Source organism: Cystobacter fuscus (genome assembly GCF_044360685.1).
GTDB lineage: Bacteria > Myxococcota > Myxococcia > Myxococcales > Myxococcaceae > Cystobacter > Cystobacter fuscus_C.
In genome coordinates this window covers 10,503,126-10,529,465 of record NZ_CP043491.1, presented here as the reverse complement: position 1 = coordinate 10,529,465, position 26,340 = coordinate 10,503,126, and the positions used below count along the sequence as shown (strand labels likewise).

The following is a 26,340-nucleotide window of genomic DNA, read 5'->3' as shown; positions in this document are numbered from 1 at the left end:
GGGAAGATGGTGACGCCAGACGTCGAGTGGAAGAGGTGACCCGGGCGGTTGTCCGGCTCACCCGCGCAGGTCGAGCGCGTACCAGCGATCGCACCCGAAGTGCCCCGTGGCTCCCATGGGCGCGGACAGGGGTTGGAAGCCCAGGCGCTGGTAGAGCTTCTGGGCCTGGGTCATGCCCGCCAGGGTCTCCAGGTAGCACGTCTGGTAGCCCGCTTGCCGGGCGAAGGCCAGGCACTGGCGCAGCAACTGCTCGCCCACGCCGCGTCCCCGGACCTGGGGGCGGAAGTACATCTTGCGCAGCTCGCAGACGCCGGGCACGCCTCCATCCAGGGGCGCGATTCCTCCGCCGCCCATCACCCGATCCGCCTCGTCCACCACCACCCAATAGGCCCGCCCCGGCACCGCGTAGGCCGCGCTCAGGCCGTCGACTTCCGGATCGTGGAGGGCGAAGCCCGGACCGTCGGCGCCGAACTCGGGCATGACCTCGCGGATGACCGAGGCCATCTGGGCGTCGTCGCGGGGCTCGATGGGACGTGTTCTCCACTGAGTGCTCATGGTGCCGCTACCGTTCCATGACCTTTGTTCAGAGGCCAGCGTTCCCGCGCCGCCGGAGTGTTCCCTGGCCGCCTGCTCGCGGAAGGAGGGCGCGGCGTGGCCCATCGCGTCAGCGCGGCGAGGTGGATTTCCCGGGCAGCGCGCCCCTATACACCCAGCGGGGAAGTCCAACGCGGAGACATCGCACATGGCCAACAAGGTCAAGGCAGTCCTTATCGGAGGGACCGGCTACGGGGGATCCGAGATCCTCCGCCGGCTCCTCTTCCACCCGCATGTGGAGGTGGTGCGCATCACCTCGGTGGACAACGTCGGCAAGAAGGTGGGCGACGTCCACTTCAACCTCGCCGGGCTCACCGAGCTCACCTTCCAGGAGATGCCCGCCGCACAGGCCGTGGCCGGCGCGGACGTGGCCTTCCTGGCCATGCCCCACAAGACCACCGCCAAGGTGGTGCTCGACATCATCAACTCGGGCGTGCGCATCGTGGACCTGTCGGGTGACTTCCGCCTGCGCGACGCGGCCGCCTACGCGAAGTACTACGGCGTGGAGCACCCGGCGCCCCAGATGCTCACCGACGGTGCCTTCACCTACGGCCTGCCGGAGCTCAACCGCGAGTCCATCCGCAAGGCGCGCTACATCGCGAGCCCCGGGTGCTTCGCCACCACCATCGCGCTCGGGCTGATGCCGCTGGCGCGCGCGGGCCTGCTCTCCGGCCCCATCCACACGGTGGCGGCCACGGGCTCGTCGGGAAGCGGCGCCAACCCTCAGATCACCACCCACCATCCGCTGCGCGCGTCGAACCTGCGCACCTACAAGCCGCTGGAGCACCAGCACGTCCCGGAGATCCTCCAGTCCCTGCGCATCGCGGGGGCCCACCCGGAGACGTCCCTGGAGTTCGTGCCGGTGTCGGCGCCGCTGCCGCGCGGCATCTTCGCCACGTCCTTCGCCGAGGTGCCCGCCGCCACCACCCAGGAGCAGCTCACCGCGGCGTGGAAGAGCGCCTACGGCAACGAGCCCTTCATCCGCGTCATCAGCGGGAGCCGCCAGCCCGAAGTCATCGGCGTGGCGGGCAGCAACTACGTGGAGGTGGGCTTCACGCTGGGTCCGGTGACGGGCGCCACGCGCCGCGTGGTGTGCTTCTCCGCGCTGGACAACCTGGTGAAGGGTGGGGCGGGCCAGTCCATCCAGAGCTTCAACATCATGATGGGCTTCGACGAGCGCCTCACGCTCACCGAGCCGGGGCTGTGGCCGTGAGCGGATTGAACGACTTTCGCGGGCGGTGGTTCGTGGTGAAGATTGGCGGCGAGCTGGCGCAGGACCGGCCGAGGCTCGCCGCGAGCGTGGGGGCCGCGGTGCGGGCCTTCCTCGACGCGGGCATCCGCGTGGCCGTCATCCATGGCGGCGGGCCGCAGGCCACCGAGCTGCAGAAGAAGCTCGGGTTGCAGCCGAGGATGGTGGCCGGGCGGCGCTACACGGACGAGGCCACGCTCGAGGTGATGAAGATGTCGCTGGCGGGTCAGGTGTCCGTGGACGTGGCCAGTGCCTTCCGGCTCGCCGGGGTGCCGGCGCTGTGCACCACGGGCATGTCCGCCGGGCTCATCACCGCCGAGCGCCGACCGCCCAAGGTCATGAGCGGCGCGGGCCCCGAGCCGGTGGACCTGGGGCTCGTGGGAGACGTGGTGGGCGTGGATGTGGATGCCTTGCGGCGCCTGTCCGACGCGGGCTTCGTTCCGGTGCTCGGCTCGCTCGCGGGAGATGCCCGGGGGCAGCCCTTCAACATCAACGCGGACACGGTGGCCACCCGCGTGGCCGCGAAGCTCGGGGCGGCCAAGCTCTTCCTCGTGTCCAACGTGCCCGGGGTGCTCGCCAACAAGGATGACCCGTCCACGCGGCTGCCCACGCTCACGCCGGCCCAGGCGCGCGAGAAGATCGCCTCCGGCGTCATCCAGGGCGGCATGATTCCCAAGGTGGAGGAGAGCCTGGAGATGCTCGAGGAGGGCATCGAGGCCATCCACATCGTGGGCATCTCGCCCGCGGAGGCGCTCCTGCACGAGGCCGAGCGCCCTGGGAGCCAGGGGACGGCCTTCCTGCGCGGTTGAGGGAAGGTTCGCGCCCGTCCTCTAATAGCGCCTCGGCATTGTCACTCCCCCTCGGGCTCGGGTCTCGGCCACGAGATGAGGCCTGCCCGGTCAAGCAGCTCACGCACGCGGCTGGTGACCGCCACGTGCTCGGGGTTGCTCGCCGTCATGGGCTCGGGGGACAGCACGAGCAGCCATCCCAGCGTCCCCACCGGCTCGATGCGCACGGGCGCGGGCAGCGGTGGCAGCCGGCCCCGGCGGCGCGACAGGTACGTCAGCCAGCCCACCCTTACCTCGAACCCTCGCTTCTCCAACAGGTCCACCATCTCCGATGAGCTGGCCATGGCGAAGTCCGGGTCCCACGCCGTGGCCATGGCGGTGAGCACTTCGGCCAGGACCGAGACACTCAGGAGCCTCTCCCGTATCGGGCTCTCACGGGTCACTTTCAGCAGGCAGGAGTTGGGGCCGCCCCAAGGAGAGTATTTACCGCAGGAAATGTTGAGTTCCGTGGCCTCCTTCTTCGCATTCCACATCGTCTGGCGAAAGCCCAGATCCTCGATGACATGCTTACCAACGTCCGTGCGATTCCTGCCCCGAAGGAGCCACTTCTCCAGTGCCTCCACCTCCGTGTCTACAGGATGGCCTGGCAACTCGCGGGGGAAGCCTCGGCCCGCCCTGTACCATTGGGCAAAGGACGGGTCACACCGCGCCAGCATATGGAAGAAGAGTTCCGCGCGCCGTGCACACTCCAGCGCCGTCTCCTGGCGCGGTCCCCAGTACGCCCCCACGTAGTATCTCTCCTGCATACCTGCCGCTCCCCTACCACTTTGGTGGCGTATATTGGACGCTGATGTTGTCCCACCCTTCGGTCATGAATTCCTGACGAAGGAATTCCGCCACCTTGGCATCGGCGACATGCCACGTCAGCGATAACCCCAGCTTTCGAGCCACCTTCGACTGGTTCTCAGCTTGTTCCATCATCTGGTTGTACTTCCCTGAGTTCCTGTACCAGTGCTTGGGGGTGCCATCCGGGTTGAAGAAGGAGCTGTAACCGGGGCCCTTGGCTTCCAGCAGTTCCTTGCCCCGGATGCCATCGAACTCCAATTCCCCAATCATGTACACCCACCACGCGGGCCGTCCCGTTATCTGTTCCTGGTACTCACGGGCCCGCTGGGACTCGGTCGTGGGCTTCTTGTACGTCCACTTGCCCGGCCCCTTCGTCACGGTCGTTTGGGCGGACTTCCCCTTCTTTCCACTCGTGCCTCCGGTGCGTCCCTGCCCTTTTCCCGCCATGTAGAGGAGGGATAGGTCTCCCAGGGACATGCTCGCAGTGGCGGTCGCGGCGCCCAGGGCGGTGCCGCCCAGCACCAGTTCTCCCCTGGACGTGAGTGACAACACCGGCAGTTGCGCCCCCCACCCGCCCATGCGCCCCACCGTGGCTTCCGCTCCTCCGAGCAGCATGAGCACGTGCGTGGACAGGCGCGCCGCCTCGCGTATCTGGTCCTCCCGGGACATGGCCCCGTAGCGCGCGAAGTACTCCGGCGAGGAAGCGATGAGGCCCGCTACCGTGGTGGGCAGTTGGGCCAGATCCTCCACGGTGCGAATGGGGTGGAGGAGCGACTGGGCCAAAGCCACCACCATCTCCCCCAGGGCGACTTGGGCCCCATCGAGCGCGGAGTTGAGCCAGTCCTTGCCCAGACCCAGTTCGGCCAGGGGAGGGACGTCCACACGCCTCAAAGCCTCGTTCACCGGATAGAAGACGCCGCCTCGCGAGAAGTAGAAGTCGCCCACCACGAGGCGTCCCACCCGCCACTGGTCCTCCACCAGTTGGAGCTGCCCCATGCGCTGCAAGGGCGTGCCGGTGAGCGCGGTCACCAGGTAGCCGTCCGGACGCACCATCACCAGTGGCCAGAAGCGCTCGGCACGCCACTTCAAGTCGGCGTACTCCACGCGCTCACCGCCTGCGAGCACCTCGTGCAACAACCAGCACAGCATCCGGCGCGGAGCGAAGTTCCGGTAGGTCACGGGCGTCCTGAGCAACTGACCCAGGAGCTGGCGTGCCTGCTGCTGGTAGAGCGCCGCGCCCGCCGGGTGCCGGGCTTCTTCCCCGACACCACTGGCTTCCTGCACCGCCTGGAAAGGGTCCGCCGTGTCCTCGAAGAATCCGCCGGAGCCTCCCACCGCCTCTCCGGGGGCGGCAATGGACTCCAAACGCCGAGTTGCGAAGTCTTCTCGAAACGAGGGGACCCGCGAGTGAAGACCAATGCCCGTGGTCAGGCTTCCGCGCGGAGAGCCCGTGGCACACCCTGTCAGAAGAACGACGGCGGCCAGGGCCAGCAGCGCCTCACGGCAACCCACCTGCGCGCCAGGTTCTCTCCCGGAAACGAGCCCGCGAGTCGTTGACGGCAACATGACTGCCCCCGTTGGTCGTACCGCTCCAAAAGGGTAGTCCCCTCCCCTGACACCTCCTCAGCGTGGAGACAGCCTCACTCTTCCGCGGGTTTCGGCCACGCGATGAGACCCGCCTAGCCAAGAAACTCCCGCACGGCGCTCCTGCGCGAGGCCGAACGGCCTGGGAGCCAGGGGACGGCCTTCCCGCGCGGTTAGAGGTGCGCGCGGTCGCCTTTTCGCGTGGCGAGGGGACGTCCATGCGTCCGGAGTGGTGGGTGAGGTAGGCTGCTCGCCCAGCCCGCCCCGCCGCATGATGCGGTGCCGCCCGGGCGCACATCTTCGAGGACGTCCCACCATGTACTGTTCGTCCTGCCGACAGGAGCGCCTGGGTGGCCAGCTCTGTGCGGCATGCGGCAAGCCGATGACCGCACGCTCCCGCGAAGCGCTGGAGCAAGAGCTTGCCCACATCCGTTTCCTCCTCGGTGAGTTGCCTCACTGGGACACCTCCTCGGTGCCCAAGGGGACGCGCAACTACCTCACCCAGCGCTACGAGCGTCAGGTGCGCATCCTCGACCTCGTGCTCGCGGAGACTGCTCCGGTCGCCGTGCCCGCTCCCGTCCAAGGGGCCCCTGTCGAGACCGCTGCTCCGGTCGTGGTGCCCGCCTCCATCGAGGCTCCACAGCAGGTAGCACTCTCCGCCGAGGCCCTTGCTCCGCCCGTCGCGCAACCTTCGCCTTCCTTGATCGTCACCGGAGAGAGCCCGGAGAACCCGCTCCTCGCCGCGACGCAGGCCTCTCCAGCGGAGGCGTTGCCCGCGCCGAAGATGTCCTTCTCCAAGCCCGAGCCGGAGACGTTCTTCTCCAAGCCCGAGGAGGAGGAAGAGGAAGAAGAGGAGTTGGCTCCCCTTCCTCCCGTCGTCACCGAGCCTCTCTTCGACGCTCCCGTTCGCCGCTCCCCCACCGCGCGCCTGGTGGAAGAGGTCTCCACCTGGGACACCGTCTGGCGGCCCTTCCTCTACGAGAGCATCGGTTGGTTCATCGGCGCCTTCCTCATCGTCGCCGGCTCGCTCTACCTCGCCTTCGATAGCTGGGCCGGGCTCACCTCCGTCTCGCGCTCCCTCGTCGTCTTCGGCATGACCGCGGGCTACTCCGCCGCCTTCTCCATCTGTGGCGCATTGCTCGCTCGACGGGAGGCCCTGGCCAGCGCCGGCCGCATCCTCGGTCTCATTGGCGCCGCGGTCGGTCCCCTCGCGGGCCTCGCCCTGGGGCCGCTCGACAGCCTCAGCCTCGACGGCATTCCGCTCTACCTCCTGCTCCCCCTGCTCGTGGGCTGGTCCGTGGCGGCCGCCGCGCTCGTGCGCAAGCCCGCCGAGTCCTTCGATGTGCCCTCGCGTCCCCTCCTCCAGGGGGCGCTCGTTGGCACCACGTGGATGATGGGACTCGCGCCGCTCGCCGCGCGCCTGGGTACCTCCGCCGTCTGGTTCGATCTGCTGCCCTGCGTCCTCTTCGCCCTCCTCGCGCGCCAGCCCGTCCCCGCGCCCCGCACGAGCCGGGCCCTCGCCTTCACGCTGGCGGCTCCTTCCTACCTGCTGCTGCTCTACGCGGTGCGTCTGCACGTGGCGCTCGCCGCTAGCGGCACGCCCCCCGCCCTGGGCAGCTACGCGCCCTTCCTCGCCGTCCTCCTCGCCACCTGTCCGCGCTTCCGCCCGTTGCCGCCCGAGGAGGCCGCGGATTCGCTCTCCGTGGGCGTCGCCTCCCTCCAGGTGGGCTGTCTCGTGCTCGCGGCCACGGGCTCGGCTCCGGCCTTCTTCCTCACCGCGGCCATCTCCACCTGGACGGTGCTCGAGCTGTCCCGGGGCTCGCCGCACCGCGTGCGCTGGCTCTACCCCACCTACGCGGGCGCCTACCTCGTCTACACCTCCGTGGACCAGGTGCTGCCCGGCGCCCTCCGCGCCCACCTCGACTGGCCCTGGTCCCTGCGCACCGTTACGGCCCTGCCCTTCGTGCTCGCGGGCACCCTGCTCGCGGGCTGGCTGTCGTCCCGCGCCGCGCGGACTTCCTCGGAGCGGGACGCGGCGAGCGCCGAGGTGCTGCTGCGCTCCACCGCCATCGCCAGCCCCCTGCTGGTGCTCCTGGGGTGCGTGTCCCTGGAGTTCCGCCTCGTCTTCTGGAGCACGCTGGCGTTGATGGTGCTGTGCGTGGCCGCGGGTGAACGCCTCGAGCGCCTGTACCTGTCCGTCGTCGGTGCCGCGCTCAGCGTCTTCCTGTCGGGCTCCGCGTTTGGTCTCTGGAGCGCTTCCGGGGCCTCGATGGTGTGCGGAGGGGGAGCGCTCGTGTTCGCGGCCCTGCCGCTCGTCTGTGCGCCGCGCGCCCGGCACGTCTACAACGCCGCGGCTGGCTGGCTCGCGCTGTCGGGCTTCGTGGACGCGCTCCAGGCGGGAGCGCACGGGGGGGCGGTGGTGGGCCTGGCGCTCAGCGGCGCCGCGATGCTCCTGGTGGCGTGGAACCTCGCCAATCCCTACCTGTTCGCCGTCGCGGCCTTCGCCGCCGCGGCCGTGGTGCCCAAGCTCGCCAGTCTGGTGGGAAGCGAGTGGGTGCCCCTGGCGCTCGCCGTGTCGGCGCTGGGTCTCGCCTTCCTGGGCGAGCGTGGGGGCCGGGCGCGGCTGCTCGGCGCGTCGGGCGTCGCCCATGCCGTGCTGGCGTTCGGTTGGGGCCTGGCACTGGGCGTGCCCTGGTTCGGCGTCATCATCCTCCTGTCGGCCGCGGCGGTGGGCGTGGCCTCGCGGGTGCTGCCCTGGGTGCGTCCGCTCGCGGTGCTCCTCGCGGCCTTCGCGCTCCTGCCCCGGGTGGGGCCATTGGACACGTGGCCCTGGATGACGCCGACCTTGTCGCTGTGTCTCTTCGTCCCGTGGTCGCTGGGGGCCTCGGTGATCGCCGCGCGTCAGGGCCGGGGCGCGAGCACCGTGCCGAGCACCGTCCTCGCGGGCCTGCTGTCCGTGGTCTTCCCGGTGCTCGCCGCCATGTCGCGGGGGGGCTCGTGGACCGGTGGAGACGTGGTGCTCGTGGCGCTCTCGGCCCTGTTCACCGCGCGCTCGCTGCACCCGTCCTTCTCCGTCGCCATGGCGTCGTTGTGGCCGCTGCTGTACGTGGCGGCTTCCTTCCGTGCTCCCGTCGCGCTGGGCCTGGCGGTGCTGCTCAGCGCCCTGGGCCTCTTGGAGTCGCACCGCGCGGCCTTCCGGTACCTGGCGGGAGGGCGGCGCTTCGCGCTCATGGCGAGCCTGTGCGCCATGCCCTTCCTGATCCTCGCGTGCGTGGCCTGCCACGGCGCGGTGGTCCCCTTCGTGCTCGCGGGCACGGCGCTGCTTCCGCTCGTCTGGACACGTGCCAACCGCGAGCCCCTCTTCGCGGCGCTCGCGCCGGTGTTCGTCCTCCTGTTCGCCCTCGTCTCGCGCGAGCTCCTGGCCTGGGCGGCCGCGCTGCCGGTGGTCGCGCTCGGGGTGGTGCGCGCCGCGGAGCACCTGCCCGGCGCCCGCCGGTTCCTGCTCGGAAGCACGGAAGAGGCGGCGGTGCGGCGGCTCTCCCTCGGCATGCAGGTGGCGCTGACGGCGGTGGCGGCGGCGGTGCTGCTCGCGTGGGGGGCACCGCCCGCCGTATTCGCCACCCTCGTGGCCTCGCTCGTGCTGCTGCCCGGGCCGAGGCCCTCGGTGCGCGTGGGGTTGGGCGTGGGCCTGCTGCTGGGCTGTGTCCCGTTGCACCCGGTGGCCATCGTCCTGCTGCTCGCGCTGGGCCTGCTCACGCACCATGCTCCGGTGAAGCTGGGGGCCTTCCTGCGTGCTCCCCCGGACGAGGTGCTGCGGCCCCTGTCGGTGGTGGGGGCGCTCGTGCTCGCGGTGGGGACGCTGCTGCTCGGCGGGCCCACGCCGGGGGCCATTCTCGTGCTGGCGGGCGTCCTGGGCGTGGGGGCCTTCCTCCTGTCGCGGGGATGGATGCTCACCCTGTCCGTGCTCGCGCTCGCGTGCGCCTCGTTGGGCGTCACGCCCGAGCACCCCGTGGCGCGCTGGTATCCCGGGGCCGAGCTGGCCTTCACCGGAGTGGCGCTGGGCGCGGCACTCCTGTCGGCCCTGTGCCAGTTGGGAAGCGTGCAGCGCGCCCTGATGCGCGCGGCGGCGCGCCTGTCCCCGGGGTTGGGCTCCACCTGGAGTGAGCCCTTGTGGACCGCGGGTGCCTTCGCCCTGACGGTGCCCCTGCTGCGACACCTGCTGGAGGAGGGCCCCGGCGGGCTGTCTCCGGGCGGGGCGCTGCTTGCGGGCCTCACCGCGCTGGTGTTGATGGTGACGCGCGAGCGGGTGATGGCCAACGTGGCCGTCGCGCTCCTGGCCGGAGTGCTCGTCGCGGCGGTGCCGCCGCCCTGGTCGCCCGCGGTATTGAGTGGCACGGGGCTCGTGCTGTGCATGGTGGGCACGTGGCTGGACGAGCGCGACCTGGACATGGGGGCGGCGCTGCACCACGCGGGGTGGGTGCTGTCGCTCGTGGCGGTGTTCGGCCTGAGGGACTTGCGGCATCCGGGGACGGCGGCGTGTTTCGTGGCGGGCCTGGGCTCGGCGTGGGCGGTGGTGTACCGGCGCCGGGAGCGGGAGATGGTGGGCTGGGTCGCCACGCTGGTGGCCGTGCACGCGCTGATGGCGCACGTGGGCGCGGTGTTGTCCACGGGCCGCGGTCCGGTGCTCATCCTCCCGGTCTTCGGGGCGCTCAGCGCGCTGCTGGCCGCGGTGGCGCTCCAGGTGGCGGGCGAGCGTGTGCGCCGCCACGTGGGACATGGCTTCGCCCTGGTGGCGCTGGTGGAAGTGCTTGGCTCGCTGGTGCTGGTGCCGGGCTCCATGGGCGCGCTGCGCGAGTCACTCCTGGCCTGTGGTGGGCTGACGGTGCTCTTCTTCGCCCTGGTGCGCCGCGCGGTGCGCGAGGAGGACGAGGGCTCCGCGTTCCTGGCGCAGGGGGCCCTGTCACTCGGCTACCTGTCGGTGCGGCTGCACGCGCTGGCCTCGGAGTTGGGGGGGACGGACAGCCTCGTGGCGCTGGGGGGCGGCGTCGTCTTCTCCGGCCTCTACGTCTTCGCGCAGCGCGAGGGGGCGGGGCTGCCCGCCTTCCGCCGGCCGGCGTTGTGGGGCGCCTTCCTCTTCCCCCTGGCGGGTCTGCTCACCGCGCCGTGGCACCAGCCCCTGTACGTGGCCGCCCTGCTGGTGGGCTACGCGGCCCACTTCGCCGCGCTGGCCGCTCACCCCTCGCAGCGCGGAGTGGGCTCGCTCGTCTCGGCGGCGGCCTTCAACGCGGCGCTGTTGCTCGTGTGGCTGGGCACGGGGGCGGGCGAGCCGCAGTACTACGCCATCCCCGTGGGACTCTCCCTGCTGGTGTTGCTGCGGGTCTTCCGGGACGCGCTCGAGCCGGACACCCGGGCGAAGCTGCGAGCGTTCGCCATCACCTTCGTCTACGTGGCGGGGGCCTGGAAGCCGCTCATGTTCCAGGACAGCCGGGCCATGCTGCTGTGTGTCCTGCTGTGCGTGGTGGGGGTGGCGGTGGGAGTGGCGCTGCGCATCCGCTCCTATGTCTACCTGGGCAGTGCCTTCCTGGTGACGTGTGTGGTCGCCAACCTGGCGCGTTCGGGCATGCGTGACCACCGGATGGGTGCCGCCTTCCTGTCCCTGCTCGGCGTGGGGGTGGTGGGATTCATGGTGCTCTTCACCGCCAAGCGCGCCGAACTGCTGGAGCGGTATGCTCGGGTGCGCGCGTTGATGGACACCTGGGAGGGGTGACGCGCGCCGGGCTCCGGTCTTCCCACGGCCGGGCCCGGCGAACCTGGAGGAAGTACACATGCCGAAGACGCTCGTCTTTTATGTGCAGGATGGATTCGCGGATTGGGAGGCGGCCTACATCCTGCCCCTGCTGCGAGAGAAGGGGGTGGGAGTCCGCGTGGTGTCCGAGAACGGGGCGTCCGTGACCAGCGCGGGAGGGTTGGGGGTCGTGGCCCATACGCGCCTGCGCAATGTGGTGTACCCGGCGGACATCGACGGGTTGATCCTCCCGGGAGGCGACTTCTGGATGGACGACTCCGCCAACCAGCCCGTCCTCGCGTTCGCCCAGGACCTTCTCGCTCAGGGCAAGATGGTCGCGGCGATCTGCGCGGCCACCGTGGCGCTCGGCCGGCAGGGGCTGCTCGACCAGCGCCGGCATACGAGCAACGACCTCGGAGTCTTGAAGCAGGAGGCGCCCGGCTACCGGGGAGAAGCGCTGTACGTCCAGAGTCTGGCCGTGACGGATGGCAACCTCATCACCGCCTCCGGCATCGGCGCCCTCGAGTTCGCCCGGGAGATCGCCGACTACCTGAAGCTGGGCAGCGAGAGCTACCGCAAGCAGTGGTACGAGCTGTTCAAGCACGGGGTGGCGCCTCCCGCGGACTTCTGGACGCAGACCTGAGCCTGGGGAATGTCCGGCCGCGAACCGGGTTGGGTTCGCCTTTCGTCACCCGGAGCCCCGGGGCGGGAGGTCTCGACGAGATGGAGAGCCTGGAGTCGCGTGTGGAACAGTTGGAGCGCCGCTACCACCGCTCACGCCTCGTGAGCTTCGCGGCGCTCGGGTTCGGAGCGCTCGGGCTGGGCGTGGCCGCCTGGCGTCCGGTGGAGTCCGCCGGGGGAGGGGAACTGGTGGCCTCGCGGCTGACCCTGCGCGATGCGCGGGGCCTCACCCGGATGACCCTCTCGGCGCAGGAGGGGGGCGAGGGGGGCCTGGTGCTGCATGACGCGGAGGGCCAGCCCCGGGCGCTGCTGGGCGTGGACAGTGGCGGCTCGCCCCGGCTGCGCTTCGCCACCGCCGAGGGCGTCATGCTCGCGGAACTCACCGTGTACGCGAACGAGGCGCCGCGGCTGGCGCTCCGGCAGCTCGGGGGGACGGAGTTCTTCTCGGTGTCCCTCTTGCCGGATGGCTCTTCCCGCCTGGAACTCGCGGATGGACATGGGCGTCCGCGGGCCATCCTCGGCGCCGACGCGCAGGGGGCGCCCGGGTTGTTTCTCGTGGACAACAAGGGCGGGTCTCGCGCGTCGCTGCGGGTGTCGCCCGGGGACGAGCCGAGCCTCGTGCTCGAGGGGCTCGCGGGGACGCTCTTCCGTGCTCCCGTCCCGGTGCAGTAGCGGAAGAGAAAATGCGTGCGAGCAAGAGGTGCGCGGGTAAGGTCGCCGCCCCCATGCGTCGCCTGCTTCTCGCCCCCCTGTGTCTTCTCGCCGCGTGTGCCGGTTCCGGGCCCGTGCGCCGGCCGGACCCCTCCCCCCCCCGGGTGGCGTTCGGGAGCGCCTTCGAGGTTCCGGTCCCCTTCGCCACGCTCGCGCCGGAAGCCTTGTCCGGACAGGAGGCCTCCCCGGCGTCCGGCGCCCCGGAGCCCACCCGGCCCGTGGCCTCCGACACCGCGCGGGCCCAGGCGATCGCGGCCGCCATCGTCGAGCGCGCGGTGCAACTGGTGGGGATTCCCCGCCTGGGCCGGGTGGCGCGGGGCGTTCCGGATGACTGCTCGGGCCTGGTGCGGCTCGCCTACCAGAAGGCGGGCATCGACCTCGTGAGCGAGGGCTTCCTGTCGGGAGAGAACGCGGTGTCCGCCATCTACCGCCGCGCGCGGGCGCGGGGAGCGCTCCACGAGAACCCCCAGCCCGGGGACCTGGTCTTCTTCCGCGAGACGTATGACCGCAACCGGGATGGCCGGCGCAACGATGGGCTGACGCACGTCGCGGTGGTGGAGCGCGTGGATCCCGACGGCACGCTCACCTTCATCCACCGGGGCCGCAAGGGCATCGCCCGCTCGCACATGAACCTCGCCTTCCCGCGCACCCATCGGGAGGGGCAGGGCGGCTCCATCCTCAACGACATCCTGCGGCCCGCGTCCCGGGGCCAGCGGGCGTGGCTCTCGGGAGAGCTCTTCGCGGGCTTCGCCTCGCCCGCGGCGCTCTGAGCCCCAGCTCGCGTCTGGATTTGTCCGGACAATGAACAGTCAACTGGACGCGAGGGCTTTGTCCTCATGTGAGGACAAGTTGGTAGGAGACAATTCAAAACAAACGCCGGGCCCAGGCCAGCAAGCCGGGCTGTAATAGGACAAACCATGCGGCAATACGCCGCGTTCCCAGACGTGGGGGGGCCGTGTAGAAGCCGTGCCCAGCCATGAACTCATTCCCCGCGCGTCTCATTGCCATTGCCCTGCCACTCGCCTGCTCCCTGGGGTGTGGAACCCAAGGACCCGAGCAGAAGAAACTGCCAGTGGACATCTCCTTCGAGGCCCGGGTGGGAGCGCGGCCCTTCGCCTGCGGGGACACGTACACGGGACTGGGCACCACGGCGACCACCTTCGAGCCCATGGACTTCCGCCTGTTCCTCCATGACGTCCGGCTCGTCTCGGAGGACGGCACGGAGGTTCCCGTCGCGCTCACGGACGATGGGGTGTGGCAGAAGGACGGCGCGCTCCTGCTCGACTTCGCGGACAAGTCGGGCCAGTGCACCAACGGGACGGCGGCGACCCGCACGCACCTGGTGGGCACGGTTCCCGAGGGGAACTATCGCGGGCTGCGCTTCAAGCTCGGCCTGCCCCCGTCGCTCAACCACCAGGACGTCTCCATCGCGCCCTCTCCCTTCAATGACATCAGTCTGTTCTGGAGCTGGCGTATGGGCTACCTGTTCACCCGCATCGAGGGCCGGACGGCGGGGCTGCGCTCGGGCTATTTCATGCACCTGGGGAGCACGGAGTGCCCCCCCCTGGTGCCCGGTCAGTCGTACGACGAGTGCACCTACCCCAACCGCCCGGAAATCTTCCTGGAGGGCTTCGTGCTGGACCAGGGCAAGGTCGTGCTGGACCTGGCGAGCCTCTTCGAGGGCAGCAACCTGGACGTCAACGCGAACGTGCCCAATACCGCCATCGGGTGCATGTCCCAGCAGGAGGATCCGGATTGCGCGCCGGTGTTCAACCGGATGGGGCTCGCGTTCGGTGACCCGTCCAGCGCCGCCGTGAAGCAGACCTTCATCCGTCTGGAGTAGGGGGGACCATGAGGCCATTCATGATGAAGCAGTGGGTCTTGCTGTCGGCACTGACTTGCCTGGGAAGCGCGTGCGGCGACCGCCCGGCGCCCGGGCCCGAGAGGTATCAGTGGCGGTTGCCCGCGGGCTTTCCGACTCCCCGCGTTCCCGCGGACAACCCGATGACGGAGGCCAAGGTGCAACTGGGCCGGCGCCTCTTCTATGACAAGCGCCTGTCGCTCAATGGCACCCAGGCCTGTGCCTCCTGCCACGAACAGGCACGTGCCTTCACGGATGGGCGCACGCACGGCCTGGGCAGTACCGGCGAGTTGCACCGCCGCAACGCCCAGGGCCTGGCCAACATCGCCTATGCCACGAGCTACACCTGGGCCAACCCGAACCTCACCTCCCTGGAGCTCCAGGCCCTCACTCCCTTGTTCGGCAAGGAGCCGGTGGAGCTGGGCTTCGCGGACAAGGAGGAGGAGCTGCTCGCGCGCCTGCGCGCGGATCCGGACCTCGCGGCGCGCTTCGCCGAGGCCTTCCCGGAGGAAGCCGAGCCCGTGTCCCTGGCGTCCATCACCCGCGCCCTGGCGAGCTTCGAGCGGACGTTGCTGTCGGGCAATTCGCCCTATGATCAATACCTCTATGGGGGCAAGGTGAATGCCCTGTCCCCGGCGGCCAAGCGGGGCATGGAGCTGTTCTTCTCCGAGCGCCTGGAGTGCAATCATTGCCACTCGGGCTTCAACTTCCAGGACGCCGCGATCCATGAAGGCTCTTCCGAGGCCGTGCTGCCCTTCCACAACACGGGCCTGTACAACGAGGATGGGGCGGGCGCCTATCCCGCGACGGACCCGGGCCTCATCGAGCTGACGGGACGTCCCGAGGACATGGGGAGCTTTCGCGCGTCGTCCCTGCGCAACGTGGCGCTCACCGCGCCCTATATGCACGATGGGAGCATCGCCACGCTCTCCGAGGTGTTGGACCACTACGCCGCGGGGGGCCGGGCCCGGATGCTCGACTCCAGCCAGACGAGCCCGCTGCGCAGCGGCTTCGTGCGAGGCTTCACCCTGACGCCCGAGGAGAAGGCGGACATGCTCGCCTTCCTGGAGGCGCTGACGGACACCGAGTTCCTGACGGACCCGCGCTTCGCGGACCCGGCCCTTCATCCCTGAGCCGTCACGGCTCGGTGCTGGGGGCTCCCAGCGCCGGCTCACCCAGGAAGGCCTCGTCCGTCAAGGTGTCGAGGAAGAGCAGCAGGGCGGCCTTCTCCACGTCGCTCAGGGGCAGGCCGGGGGCCTGGTGGGAGTCCCCGCGCAGGGCGATGTCCAGGGTGGGCGAGGGCACCACGCCCCGGCGGTAGTGCTCCAACACCGCGTCCAGCGTGGCGAAGCGGCCATCGTGCATGTAGGGCGCCGAGCGCGCCACGTTGCGCAGCGTGGGCGTCTTGTAGCGCCCCGTGTCCTCGGGCCTGAGCGTGATCCGGCCCCGGCCCCGGGTTTCGTCCTCCCCCTCGCCCCAGACGGAGTCCAGGCCATTGTTGTGGTAGGCGTTGTCCGTGAAGAGTTCCGTGTCGTGGCACGGTGTGCACCGCGTCCGCACGAGCCCGTAGCCCGCCTGTTCCAGGGCACTCAGCCCGCTTCCAGGCTCGCCTCGCCGCCACGAATCGTAGCGCGAGCGCGCCGACACCAGCGTGCGTTGGAACTGCGCGAGCGCTCGCAGCAACTGGCTGAGCGTGGGCCCACCGGGTCCGAACGCGGCCTCGAAGCGTTGGACGGCCTCTGGCGTGGAGGCCAGCCGATCCATCAGCGCTTGCAGGTCTCGCTGGCCCATCTCATCCGGGTTCGTGATGGGCCCGAGCGACAGCGACTCCAGGTTCTTCGCGCCTCCATCCCAGAAGAGGCCATCCATCCAGGCGAGGTTGATGAGCGAGGGGGCGTGACGCACGAGCGGACGTCCACTCACGCCTATCCTCGCGAGCGAGGCATCGAGCGAGAAGGCATGGGATTGGACGTGGCAGGAGGCGCACGACACGCGCCCGTTGCTCGACAGCAGGGGCGAGTAGAACAGCCAGCGCCCCAGGGCCACGCCCTCGGGGGTGGTTGGGTTGTCCGGGGGCGCGGGCACGGAGGTGAAGCCCAGGGGAAGGACGGGTCCAGGCGCCTCGGTCCCCTCCGGGGGCGGCACGCTCTCCGGACCTGGCCCACAGGCGCCGAGCAGGGCCAGCATCAGGTTCCATGCGGCCACGTTCCCTGCTCGGCGTCCGTGCCAGCTCATCGGTTGGGGTTCTCCACCGACGTCAGGGAGAAGCCCTTCGCGAAGTTGTCGGACAGGGTGGCGCGCTCTCCGCTGTCGGAGACACCGATCGAGGGCGTGTGGAGGGGGTTCAGCCCGGAGAAGAGCCGCGCCGTGTCCAGACGCAGGTTCACGCTCAGACTCTTCTGGCCGTTCACCGTGACGGACGAGGGGAAGGTGTAGCGCACGGTGCGGAAGTTGTCATTGGTCCCCGTCTCCCAGCCAAACTCCGAGTGGCTTCCATCGGCCTTCACGTACTGGCCCTTCGTCTTGGTGAAGATGTAGCTGGTGAACCACATCCAGGTCTCGTAGGTCATGTTCTTGAGGATGTGCAGCTCACCCGCCTGGCGGCTCAGGTTGTCATTGTAGGTGGGATCCACGCCGATGCTGAAGGTGATGCCGGTGTAGACGCCCGCGGGCACCACGGGCACCTGGACGCGCTCGCGGCGGTTGGCCGGTATGTGGAGTTGATCATCCGCCGAGCCATGCACCAATTGCTCCTTGATGGCCTCGATGAGGTAGTAGCTGTTCGGCAGCGGCACCTGTGTTCCGTCCTGCTTCAGGAGCGTCACATTGGACAGCCAGTAGCGCACCTCGGTGAAGAGGAACTGCCCCTCTGGAGTGCTGTAGGGTGTGTCCAGCGCGAGTGGCTGGTCGCCGAAGAACAGTGCGGCGTTCAGCTCGAGACTGCCCGGGGTGGCGGCCAGCCGCGCCTGGAGTTGTCTCACCTGCTCGTTCGCCGCGTCCAGCTTGACGAGCACCCCATCCCAGTCCTGGGTGGCCAACAGCTCCCGGGCCTCGGCGAGCTGTTGCCGGGTGTCCTCCAGCTGCGCGGTCAGCTGCTCCTTTTCCTGCCGTGCCGCGGCCCCGTCCTGCTCATGTCTGGCGAGCTGGGCCTGCAGCTCGTCGAGGGTGGCCTGCAGCGCGGCCAGCTGCCGTTCCAGTTCCTGGCGCTCACTCGTGGAGAGGGGAGGGGAGGGATTGTCCCCGCCGCACGCGGGAATCACCACAACCGTCATCGCCGCCACGAGCAGGGCCCGGGCGTACCTGGAGGATGAAGACAGGAAAGAGCGCATGCATGGGCTTATACGCCGCGCCACATGTTGGAGAATGCGGCGTGTTGACGCATGCCGGATGGGGCTGGATGGGTATTCCGCCCCGGGTCCGATTGAAATGTCTGTTTTTGGAAGAGCCTACTTCTTCGTCAGCGTATCGAGGGCGTTGCGCGCCTCGTTCTGACCGCAGTTCTTCGTGCCCACGCGGGGCGTCCGGCTCAGCTCCTCCAGCGCGGCCACCGCCTTCGCGTCGCCCAGGCCCTCCAGGCGCCGCGCCGAGCTGGCTCGCACGGCGCAGTCCTTCGAGGCCAGGGCCTGGATGTACAGCTTCACGAGGTCGAGCCCGTCGGTGGACTGCATCGCCTCCAGGTAGCGCAGCGCGCCCCACTGCCTGGGCGAGAAGTCCTCCTCCGCCAGCTCCTCGAAGCGCTCCTTCACCTGCTCCTTGGACAGCGTCGCCATGAACTTGCGCAGGCTCTTGAGGTTCTCGTCCTCGCCGAAGTCCGCGGCGAGGCCGTCCAGGACGCCCTCGTCCAGGGACTCGCGCGAGGCCGCGTCCAGGGTGTTCAACGTCGAGAGCTCCTCGGTGTGCCGGTTCACCTCGTGCAGCGCCCGCGCGCGCACCTGCAGGACCCTGGCCTCCTTCTTCGTCTCCGCGGGCAGCTCCGCCAGCAGCTTCAAGGCCTCGTTGGCCTTGCCCTCGGCCAGGAGCTGGCGTGCCGCGTAGGTGGGCTCGTGGCGGCGCACCCACTCGAACGTGCCCACGCCCAGCAGCACGAACACGCCGAGCCCCACGCCCAACGCGCGGCGGGGATGGGAGCGCACCCGGGCCCCGCTCTTCTGCACCACCGTCTTCGCCGCCCACACCACCGAGTCGCGCGCCGCCAGCACCGGCCGCATCGCGGTGTCCAACCGGTCCTTGAGCGGAGGCCTCATGGACACCTCGTCCTGGCCACCGAAAGGCAATCCCTCGCTGGCCCGGCGGCAGCGGTAGAGCGGCAGCGGCTCGTTCGTGCCGGGCAGGGGCACGTCGCCGAACGTCTCGCAGTCTCCCTCCACCCGCGTGCGCGCCAGGTTCACCGAGCCGGTGAAGACGACGTCGCCCGCCTCGGCCACCTGCTCCACCGCCTTGACCACCTCCACCGGCTCGCCAATCACCGTGTCGCGGGTGACGAGCACCTCGCCGGTGTGAAGACAGACGCGCACGGGCAGCCGCTCGTCCGGGCCGCACTGCTGGTTGTGCCGCCACAGCCGGTCCTGCATGGCCATGCCGCAGAGCACCGCCTGGGTGGGTGAGGAGAAGACGATGAGCAGCGCGTCCCCGCGCTTCTGCACCAGCCGGCCGTTGTAGTCGCGCACCAGGGGCAGCAGCAGCCGGTCATGCGTCTCCAGCATCCGCGCGTTCTGCTCGTGCGTCTGCCGCGAGGTGCGCTCGGTGTAGTCCTGGAGGTCCGTGAGCATCAACGTGAGGTTGCGCGTCTTGCCGGACGCGGAGCCCACGACGGTGACGAGCTGCGAGCCCGAGCTGGACGGCTCGGGGGACTCCGGCTCCGGCTCCTCGCGTGCGGCGTTCAGGGGGGAGGGGGAGGGGACGGTGAACGCACGGGAGGGTGAGACGGCGCCCTCGGGCAACTGCCGGCCCGGCGTGGCGCGGGTAGGCGCCTGCGAGGTCGAACGGGCGTTCCGGGGCGCGGGTGCCTCCGGAGGAGGTGGACCGCCGAAGGCGGAGGTCCCCGCGGGGGAGATCTCCGTCTGCTCCACCGTCACGGGCTCGGCGAAGGCGAGCGTGCCGCTCGAGGGTGGAGTCGAGGAGGGGATGGGGAAGCGCGAGATGCTGGGGAGCGGCGGGAAGGGGGTGCCCGAGGCCAACACCTGGGGGAAGGGCGTCGGGACGGCGGGGGCCGACATCGCGCCGAGCGCCTCCACCAGGGCGTGCGCGCTGGGCAGCCGCAACTGCGGATCCTTGCGCAGCAGCTGCATCACCAGCGCGACGAGCGGGGCATGTCCGGAGAGGGTGGGCGCCGCCTCGATGAGGGGCATGGGAGAGGCCGAGGCGTGCTGGGCGACGTACTGGGTGGGGCTCGGGCCCGGGAAGGGGAGCTGGCCCGAGAGCATGCGGTAGGCGAGCGCGCCGAAGGAATACAGGTCGCTTCTTGCGTCCACCGGTGCGCCCACCGCCTGTTCGGGCGAGAGGTACTCCGGGGTGCCGACGACGAGGCCCACCTGACTGAGGTTGCCCGCCTTGTCCGCCTCCATCAGGCGGGCGATGCCGAAGTCCAGCAGCCGGGCCTGTTCGCCGCGCGGCCCCCGGGTGAGCAGCACGTTCTCCGGCTTGATGTCGCGGTGGATGATGCCCCGGTCGTGGATGGCCGCGAGGCCCTCGGCGAGCTGGTGCAAGAGGGGCAGTGCGCGCATGGGCGGCAGGGCTCCCTGCTGAAGCACGTCATAGAGGTTCTCCCCCTCGACGTACTCCATGACGATGCAGGCGCCGGCCGCCGTCTCGCCGTAGTCGATGACGCGCACCACGGCGGGGTGATCCACGGCCGACAGCATGCGCGCCTCGCGCTTGAAGCGCTCGATCATGCTCGGGTGCACCATCAGGTCCGAGTGCAGGACCTTGATCGCCACCCGGCGGCCCAGGGACACCTGTTCGCCGAGGTACACCTCGCCCATGCCCCCGGTGCCGAGCAGCTTGAGGACGCGGAAACGATCATCGAGAACGAGGGATCCGGTGTTGATCACGGGCGCGCCATCTTCGCCGGAAACGCGGGGCGCGGGCAGGGGTCTTGTGCGGCCTTTGTCGGCCTCCCCGCTTGCCCTCCAGCCAACGGGATGATGACGCTGGCTTTTTCCGGGCTCCCCGTGGACTGGGAGTGAAGGCGTCACGGGCAAGCGCCTGCTCTCCGTTGGATCACGGCGCCTGGGTGGCTCGCGGCTGGTTCCTCAACTGCTGCCTGCCCCCGTGTCCCGCGCGCCGGTCTCGGGCCGGGTCTCCTCCACCATGATACGACGGCGGCTCGCCGTGTCCGTCGCCGCCACGCAAGGATGACCCCATGCCCTCCAGCTTCTTCTTCGCCCGCCTCGTTCCGAATCGTCCCGACTTCGCGATGTCCATGACCGCCGACGAACAGGCCACGATGCGCGCGCATGGCGAGTTCCTCCAGGCCCAGCTCGCGGCGGGCACGCTGGTGGTGGCGGGACCGGTGCTCGACCCCGCGAGTGTCTTCGGGATGGCCGTGTTCGAGGCGGAGTCGATGGACGAGGTCCGCCGCCTTCTCGAGCGCGATCCCGCCAGCGCGGTGGGGCGCTACGAGGTCGTGCCCATGGGCCCGGCCATCGTCCGGCCGGCGCGTCCCGCCGGCTCCTGAGCCCAAGAAGAAAACCACGGCCCCGACGGCGGGAACGTGGCGGGTCGTCCACCTGGGGGATGCCGCCAGCCGTGTCCGCAATGCCAATCAGGTGGAGGGCGCGGTGGAGTCGACGCTCATCCGCGGGGCGCGGGATGGCCTCCGCCGCCGGGCACTTCCTTCTCGAACTCTTGGCCCGTGAGCGCTCGGGAACGTATTGGTTGGAAATTTTGATTTCCCCGGTGCGAACGCTCCCGGTTCGCGGGTGACGCGTGGAGTCAATCACTGCCGTCCGCACGATGGTGCCACCGCGGACTTGACGGACGAGGCTCGCTCCTTGCTAGTGTCCGCCGCCCGCGCACGTCGCCGCTTTCCGTTCCGGCATTTTATTTCACGCTCAAACCTTCTGCCGCTTCCAGCGGCAGTGGGTATGGGCATGCCTTTGCGCTCGCGGTGGGCTCGGACGTGGAGGGGGGAAATCAATCTGAGAAAGATAAGTAACCCCTCTACAACCGGCCTCTTTTTCTCATATGCTCCTTGTCGCAGTCACTCCTCACCCCTCGTGAACAACAACCCGATGACGAACAAAGCTCTGCTCGCGGCCCTCTCCGCCACCTGTGTTGCTGTGACGGCCCACGCCGACCCGCTCCCCCTCCCCTTCACCTTTTCGGGCTACATGCGTGCCGGCACCGGCATCAACGTCCGAGGTGGCACGCAGGTATGCATGGGGTTGCCCGGTGCCGATACCAAGTGGCGTCTGGGCAATGAGTGCGACTACGTGATCGAGCCGACCTTCAATGCCCGGCTCATCTCGCATGAGGGCTCCGACTGGCATGTGCACTTCATGCCCGGCATCTATCGCGCGTGGGGTGGCAAGGAGTTTCAAACCTACAGCTCGCCGGGCGGAGTGGTCTTCCCTGACAGCGGTACGGACGAGCTCGTGGCCCGCTTTGGCCAGGTTTACGCCTACGGGACCAACATCGCGGCGCTTGGCAATGGCAAGGTGTGGGTGGGCCGGCGCTTCTACAACCGTCTGCAGACCGGCATCAACGACCAGTTCCTGGAAAACAACGATGGCGATGGCGCGGGCATCGAGGACATCGACGTGCGCGTGGGCAAGCTCAGCGTGGCCGCCATGTTCAACCCGCGCGGGGGCGTCAGCAACAACCGCATCTCCGTGCCCGTTCGCCTGACCAGCATCCCCGTCATTCCCAATGGCGGACTGGCCCTGTACGTCACCCCGTCCATGCAGCTCAAGAAGGACATCCAGACGGACACCCCCAACCCCCAGGAAGCCAACGGACTGGCCGTGGGCCTCTACCAGACCCTGAACGGCGTCCTGCTCGGTGGCAATACGCTCGTCGCCTTGAAGATGGACTGGCTCGGGACCACGCGCAACAGCCGGGTCCTGCTGCAGCAGTCCGCCAATCTTGGCATCACCGTCCTCGAGGGTGTGGCCGAGTACCGCATCAACAAGTCCGCTGGCAACGCTGGCAACAAGTGGTTCGGCGTTGGCATGCGCGCCGACACGCGCGTCATCGGTCCCTTCCGCGTGCTGGCCGAGGTGGGTCATGACATGGTCAAGCCGGACAACGGTGGCCACACGCGCAACATGACCAAGTTCACCCTGGCGACGGCGGTGTCCGCGGGCCAGGAGGCGGGTTCCCGTCCGACGATCCGTCTGTTCGCCACGCACGCCATCTGGGACGAGGCGGCTCGTCTGGCCCTCGACCCGACCTCGCGTCTGGGTCAGGTCTTTGGCGACCAGAAGGCGGGCACCTCGGTGGGTCTCCAGGCCGAAGCCTGGTGGTGATGCGGTCCGGACGCGGCGCTCTCATCCGCTGACCGCGTCCGAGCCTGGTGGTCCTGGAGTTCGAGGGCGGTCCATGGTCCGCCGCGCTCCTTTTCCCCTCAGTTTCCAGCCCCCACGACCCGCGCCGGCGGAGTCCGCTCCGCGTTGTGCTCGAACCATTCCGTCGTGGCGAGCACCCCGTTGTCCACCAACTGCTGCTTCCTTTCATCCGACAGGGTGAAGTCCGTGGTGCCCACGCCCGCGTTGTCGATGAACACCGTGCGCCCGAGCGCCAGCTCGTCCACGTGCAGCCGGCTGGACGTGTGCAACATGAAGCTGAAGAGCGCCTGGGTGTAGCTCTTCAGCCCCGTGATGGGCACCGGCAGCGGCTGCCAGTCCTTCCGGGCGGCGGCGATCTCCTCCCGCGTGCCCAGGAAGAAGCCCAGCGTCTCGGGACTCACGCCCACCTCCGGAGGCACCTCCGGCAGTCCGAGCACCGCCTGGCGCCGCACTCCATCGAACAGATCGATGGGGTAGTTCCACGAGACGCCCCCGTCCACGTACACGCCCTGCTCGAACTGCACCGCCTCGAAGAACAGGGGGATGCTCATGGACATGCGCACCGCCCGCCACAAGGGCACCTCTGGCCGCGTGCTCGCGGAGAACACTTCCGGCAGCTGGCGCGTCAGGTTCGTCGTCACCACGAAGAGCTGGCGGAAGCGGCCTGGATCGCGCCGCGCCAGGGCCTCGAGCCGCGCGAAGGTGAGATCCGGTTGGGCCTCGCCCAATACCCTCGCGGTGATCTGCCCGATCTGTTGCCGGCACCACTGCTCGAAGACGTCACCTTCGTAGAGGCCGTAGTGTTTGACGAGCCGGCTCGTGTCGCGGAAGACCCAACCCGGCCCATCCATGAAGGTGGCGAAGTCGGTGCTGCCCAGGACGGCGCTCAGCTCCTCCGCGGTCGCTCCCACCGCCACGAGCGCCGCGGTGATGGCTCCCGCCGAGGTGCCCGCCACGTTGCGCACGTCACCCAGCAGGCCCCGGGCTTCCAGCACCTGGAGGGCGCCCACGTAGGCCATGCCCTTCACGCCTCCACCTTCGAACACGAGATTTCGCAAGGTCATGTGGCGGAGGATCGTGCCCTGTGGGCTCGCGCGGAGCAAACCCACCCCAGGGGCAGGGGTGTTCGCGACGAAGGTGTCGACGAAGGTGTCAGAGGATTCGTACCCCGCGACGAAGGTGTCAGAGGATTCGTACAGCCGCGGGCCCGAGCCATGTCCACATTCCCCGGGCCGGGACGATCCGGAATCGAGGAGGTGCTGCATGGAGAACTGGACGCTGGGTTATGGCTCGCTGCTGACGACGCTCGGTGTGGGCGGGTTTCTCGCGACGGGCGGACAACACAAGACGGCGCTCATCCCCGCGGGCTTCGGCACGGCGGCGCTCGGGCTGGGCCTGCTGTCGCGCCGGGTGTCCTCCCAGCGCTGGGTGCTGGGAGGCACGGCGCTCGTCGGGCTGCTTGGTTTCCTGGGGGCCGCACGAGGCCTCCGCCAGCTCCCCGCCCTGCTGCGTGGGGAGAAGCTCGAGCGGCCCGCGGCCGTCATCTCCCAGTCGGTGATGGCGGGGCTGTCGGCGGCGTACACGGTGCTCGGCGTTCGCGGCCTGCTGCGCGCGTAGGGCCGGGCCTCCGCGGTGGCCCCGGGTCTCACTCCACGGGAGGTCCGGGACTCATCGCTCATGCGGCCTCAGCCGACGCGGACGGCGTGGAGGAAGCGTGCATAGCCGAGCTCGGCGGCGTTCTTCGTGAGTTCGACATTGGCCCAGGCGACGACGTCGCCGAACGGACGGTCCTGCATGGGCCAGCGTGTCCGCTGGGTGGAGTGCAGGTCGTCGTCGGTGAGTTGCTCCAGCGCCGCTCGCCACTGTCCCTGGAGCCCCTCGAGCCACTCGCGTACGCCGTCGGCGGTGCCAGGCCACGTCACGTTCTCGCGGGAGAGCGTCCCGCCGCCGAAGGAGTGGTCGAGCACCATGGACCACCAGAAGCCGAGGTGCCACGTCAGCCACGCGATGCTCGCCGGACCGATGTCGTAGTCCTCGCGCTCCGGCCAATCGGCGAGCCACCTTCCCTCGGGGCCTCGATGCACGTGCATGCCCTTGGGTGCGGGGCGCCACAAGCACTCCGCGGTGGTCAATCCATTGAGATGGTACTGGGTGAGGCCCCACGCCGTTTCGAACTGCCGGAACAGGTAGCCACGGACGTCGTTGGACATGGGGGGAGCATACTGGTTGGGTCCTTTGACGTCGTTTCGGAGAGGGCTCACACTGCTTCCGCGTGAGCACCGTTTCCTCGTCCACCTCGCTCCAAGTGTCTGACACCCTCGTACTACTAAGTGTCCGTACGAAGTGTCTGACACCCCGTACGAAGTGTCTGACACCCGGGGCCGGACATCTGGGGCCGGACACCTGGGTCTCGGACCCACGAAGGGAGACATTGCTTGAATACGAATCGAGATAACGCTCCGGACATGGATGCGGCGAAGTCCGCTCCTCCCCCCGAGGCCCAGGACGTGACCGTCGAGGAGTTGCTCGAGGCCATCTCACGGATGACGGCCAGTGAACCCCACGTGCGTTGCCGCGAGGGCGGCGGGCCCCTCGCTCCGCTCGCCACGGCCCTCAACCGGCTGTCCAACCGACTCTCGGCGGCCCCCATCGGAACAGACGACATCTTTGGTCCCCAGACGCTGGTCGCTCAATCACACTCCATCATGATCACCTGTGACACCGAGGCGCGCATCCGCTTCATCAACGCCACCTTCCCCGGCCTTACCCGGGAGGGCGTGATGGGAACGAGCCTCTATCGCTGGCTCATGCCCGACATCGTCGAGCGCACGCGCGAACTCGTCCAGAGGGTGCTCACCACCGGCGAGTTCGCCCAGATCGAGAGCCAGGGCATGAGCGACTTCGGCAACCCCTGGCTCTCGACCCAGCTGGGTCCCATCAAGGAGGGCGAGCGCATCGTCGGCTTCACGGCCATCAACACGGACATCACCGAGCTCAAGAACACCCAGTTGCGCCTGGAGCGCTCCAACCAGGAGTTGGAGAGCTTCGCCTATGTGGCCTCGCACGACTTGCAGGAGCCGCTGCGCAAGATCCAGACCTTCGGCGAGCGCCTCAAGTCCACCTCCGCCGAGAACCTCGGCCCAGAGGGCCTCGACTACGTCGAGCGCATGAGCAAGGCCGCGGTCCGCATGCGTGGCCTCATCGACGACCTGCTCGCCTACTCGCGCGTGTCCTCGAGCAACCGCCCCTTTTCCTCGGTGGACCTGGCCGCGATCGCGCGCGAGGTACTCGAGGACCTGTCGGCGATGACCGAGCGCACCGGGGCGCGCGTCACGCTCGGGGAGTTGCCCGTGCTCGAGGCGGACCCCACCCAGATGCGCCAGTTGCTGCAGAACCTGGTGGCCAATGCCCTGAAGTTCCACCGCCAGGGCGTGCCGCCCGTCGTCTCCGTGCGCGCCACGCTCGACCCACGCCTCCAGCGCTGCGAACTGCGCGTGGAGGACAACGGCATCGGTTTCGAGGAGAAGTACACCGACCGCATCTTCAGCGTCTTCCAGCGCCTGCACGGCCGTGGCCAGTATGAGGGCTCCGGCATTGGCCTGGCCATCTGCCGCAAGATCGCCGAGCGGCATGGCGGCACCATCGGCGCTCGCAGCACACCGGGCCAGGGCACTACCTTTCTCGTGTCCCTCCCGCTCCGGCGGCTCGCGGCCCCCTGACGTCCCCCACCACGG

At 69.4% G+C, this 26,340-nt stretch carries 20 protein-coding genes; 12 read left to right on the top strand and 8 right to left on the bottom strand.

Annotated elements, in window-relative coordinates:
• Nucleotides 1–57: 57 nt before the first annotated feature.
• Nucleotides 58–555: a GNAT family N-acetyltransferase gene (locus F0U63_RS43110; protein ID WP_395840108.1), complete on the bottom strand. Its 498-nt coding sequence runs from the start codon at nt 553–555 to the stop codon at nt 58–60.
• Nucleotides 556–742: 187 nt separating this feature from the next.
• On the opposite strand from F0U63_RS43110, the gene argC reads away from it, so the two are divergent.
• A complete protein-coding gene (gene argC, locus F0U63_RS43105; protein ID WP_395840105.1) occupies nt 743–1,807 on the top strand; it encodes an N-acetyl-gamma-glutamyl-phosphate reductase in 1,065 nt (354 codons plus the stop codon).
• Nucleotides 1,804–2,652: an acetylglutamate kinase gene (argB, locus tag F0U63_RS43100; RefSeq protein ID WP_395840102.1), complete on the top strand. Its 849-nt coding sequence runs from the start codon at nt 1,804–1,806 to the stop codon at nt 2,650–2,652. Before argC ends, argB begins: the two co-directional genes overlap by 4 nt.
• Before the next feature lie 41 nt (nt 2,653–2,693).
• On the opposite strand, the gene F0U63_RS43095 is transcribed toward argB, so the two are convergent.
• Both F0U63_RS43095 and F0U63_RS43090 read right to left on the bottom strand, forming a co-directional pair.
• Nucleotides 2,694–3,437, bottom strand: a complete 744-nt coding sequence (locus tag F0U63_RS43095; protein WP_395840100.1) for an Imm52 family immunity protein — start codon at nt 3,435–3,437, stop codon at nt 2,694–2,696.
• Nucleotides 3,438–3,450: 13 nt separating this feature from the next.
• Entirely contained in the window at nt 3,451–4,842 is a 1,392-nt protein-coding gene (locus tag F0U63_RS43090; RefSeq protein WP_395840097.1) for a Tox-REase-5 domain-containing protein, read from the bottom strand.
• Nucleotides 4,843–5,443: 601 nt separating this feature from the next.
• Here F0U63_RS43090 and F0U63_RS43085 point away from each other — a divergent pair.
• The 6 genes from F0U63_RS43085 (at nt 5,444) to F0U63_RS43060 (ending at nt 15,232) form a co-directional block, all read left to right on the top strand.
• Nucleotides 5,444–10,828 (top strand): hypothetical protein, encoded by a 5,385-nt coding sequence (locus tag F0U63_RS43085; protein WP_395840094.1) that lies wholly within the window; start codon nt 5,444–5,446, stop codon nt 10,826–10,828.
• A gap of 58 nt (nt 10,829–10,886) precedes the next feature.
• A complete protein-coding gene (locus tag F0U63_RS43080) occupies nt 10,887–11,489 on the top strand; it encodes a DJ-1/PfpI family protein (RefSeq protein ID WP_395840091.1) in 603 nt (200 codons plus the stop codon).
• Nucleotides 11,490–11,590: 101 nt separating this feature from the next.
• Nucleotides 11,591–12,199: a hypothetical protein gene (locus F0U63_RS43075; RefSeq protein WP_395840089.1), complete on the top strand. Its 609-nt coding sequence runs from the start codon at nt 11,591–11,593 to the stop codon at nt 12,197–12,199.
• A 53-nt stretch (nt 12,200–12,252) separates the two neighbouring features.
• Nucleotides 12,253–13,008, top strand: a complete 756-nt coding sequence (locus F0U63_RS43070; RefSeq protein WP_395840087.1) for an NlpC/P60 family protein — start codon at nt 12,253–12,255, stop codon at nt 13,006–13,008.
• Between the two features lie 206 nt (nt 13,009–13,214).
• The gene (locus tag F0U63_RS43065; RefSeq protein WP_395840085.1) at nt 13,215–14,081 is read left to right on the top strand and encodes an MbnP family copper-binding protein; all 867 of its coding nucleotides are present in this window, start codon (nt 13,215–13,217) and stop codon (nt 14,079–14,081) included.
• A gap of 23 nt (nt 14,082–14,104) precedes the next feature.
• Entirely contained in the window at nt 14,105–15,232 is a 1,128-nt protein-coding gene (locus tag F0U63_RS43060) for an MbnH family di-heme enzyme (protein ID WP_395848517.1), read from the top strand.
• Nucleotides 15,233–15,236: 4 nt separating this feature from the next.
• Here the strand turns inward: F0U63_RS43060 and F0U63_RS43055 are convergent, their stop codons facing one another.
• From F0U63_RS43055 to F0U63_RS43045, 3 genes are all read right to left on the bottom strand, one after another.
• On the bottom strand, nt 15,237–16,304 hold the full coding sequence (locus F0U63_RS43055) for a cytochrome-c peroxidase (protein ID WP_395840082.1): 1,068 nt from the start codon (nt 16,302–16,304) through the stop codon (nt 15,237–15,239).
• A 26-nt stretch (nt 16,305–16,330) separates the two neighbouring features.
• Nucleotides 16,331–17,428 (bottom strand): MbnP family protein, encoded by a 1,098-nt coding sequence (locus tag F0U63_RS43050; protein ID WP_395840080.1) that lies wholly within the window; start codon nt 17,426–17,428, stop codon nt 16,331–16,333.
• A 117-nt stretch (nt 17,429–17,545) separates the two neighbouring features.
• Complete coding sequence (locus F0U63_RS43045; RefSeq protein WP_395840077.1) at nt 17,546–20,149, bottom strand: protein kinase; 2,604 nt, start codon at nt 20,147–20,149, stop codon at nt 17,546–17,548.
• Nucleotides 20,150–20,460: 311 nt separating this feature from the next.
• On the opposite strand from F0U63_RS43045, the gene F0U63_RS43040 reads away from it, so the two are divergent.
• Both F0U63_RS43040 and F0U63_RS43035 read left to right on the top strand, forming a co-directional pair.
• On the top strand, nt 20,461–20,775 hold the full coding sequence (locus tag F0U63_RS43040; protein ID WP_395840074.1) for a YciI family protein: 315 nt from the start codon (nt 20,461–20,463) through the stop codon (nt 20,773–20,775).
• A 556-nt stretch (nt 20,776–21,331) separates the two neighbouring features.
• Entirely contained in the window at nt 21,332–22,567 is a 1,236-nt protein-coding gene (locus tag F0U63_RS43035; protein ID WP_395840071.1) for a carbohydrate porin, read from the top strand.
• A gap of 98 nt (nt 22,568–22,665) precedes the next feature.
• Here the strand turns inward: F0U63_RS43035 and F0U63_RS43030 are convergent, their stop codons facing one another.
• Nucleotides 22,666–23,670, bottom strand: a complete 1,005-nt coding sequence (locus F0U63_RS43030) for a patatin-like phospholipase family protein (protein WP_395840068.1) — start codon at nt 23,668–23,670, stop codon at nt 22,666–22,668.
• 199 nt (nt 23,671–23,869) lie between these two features.
• On the opposite strand from F0U63_RS43030, the gene F0U63_RS43025 reads away from it, so the two are divergent.
• On the top strand, nt 23,870–24,223 hold the full coding sequence (locus F0U63_RS43025) for a hypothetical protein (RefSeq protein WP_395840066.1): 354 nt from the start codon (nt 23,870–23,872) through the stop codon (nt 24,221–24,223).
• Between the two features lie 68 nt (nt 24,224–24,291).
• On the opposite strand, the gene F0U63_RS43020 is transcribed toward F0U63_RS43025, so the two are convergent.
• A complete protein-coding gene (locus F0U63_RS43020; protein WP_395840064.1) occupies nt 24,292–24,816 on the bottom strand; it encodes a DinB family protein in 525 nt (174 codons plus the stop codon).
• A 225-nt stretch (nt 24,817–25,041) separates the two neighbouring features.
• Here F0U63_RS43020 and F0U63_RS43015 point away from each other — a divergent pair, with 225 nt between their 5' ends.
• On the top strand, nt 25,042–26,325 hold the full coding sequence (locus tag F0U63_RS43015; RefSeq protein WP_395840061.1) for an ATP-binding protein: 1,284 nt from the start codon (nt 25,042–25,044) through the stop codon (nt 26,323–26,325).
• Nucleotides 26,326–26,340: the final 15 nt, after the last annotated feature.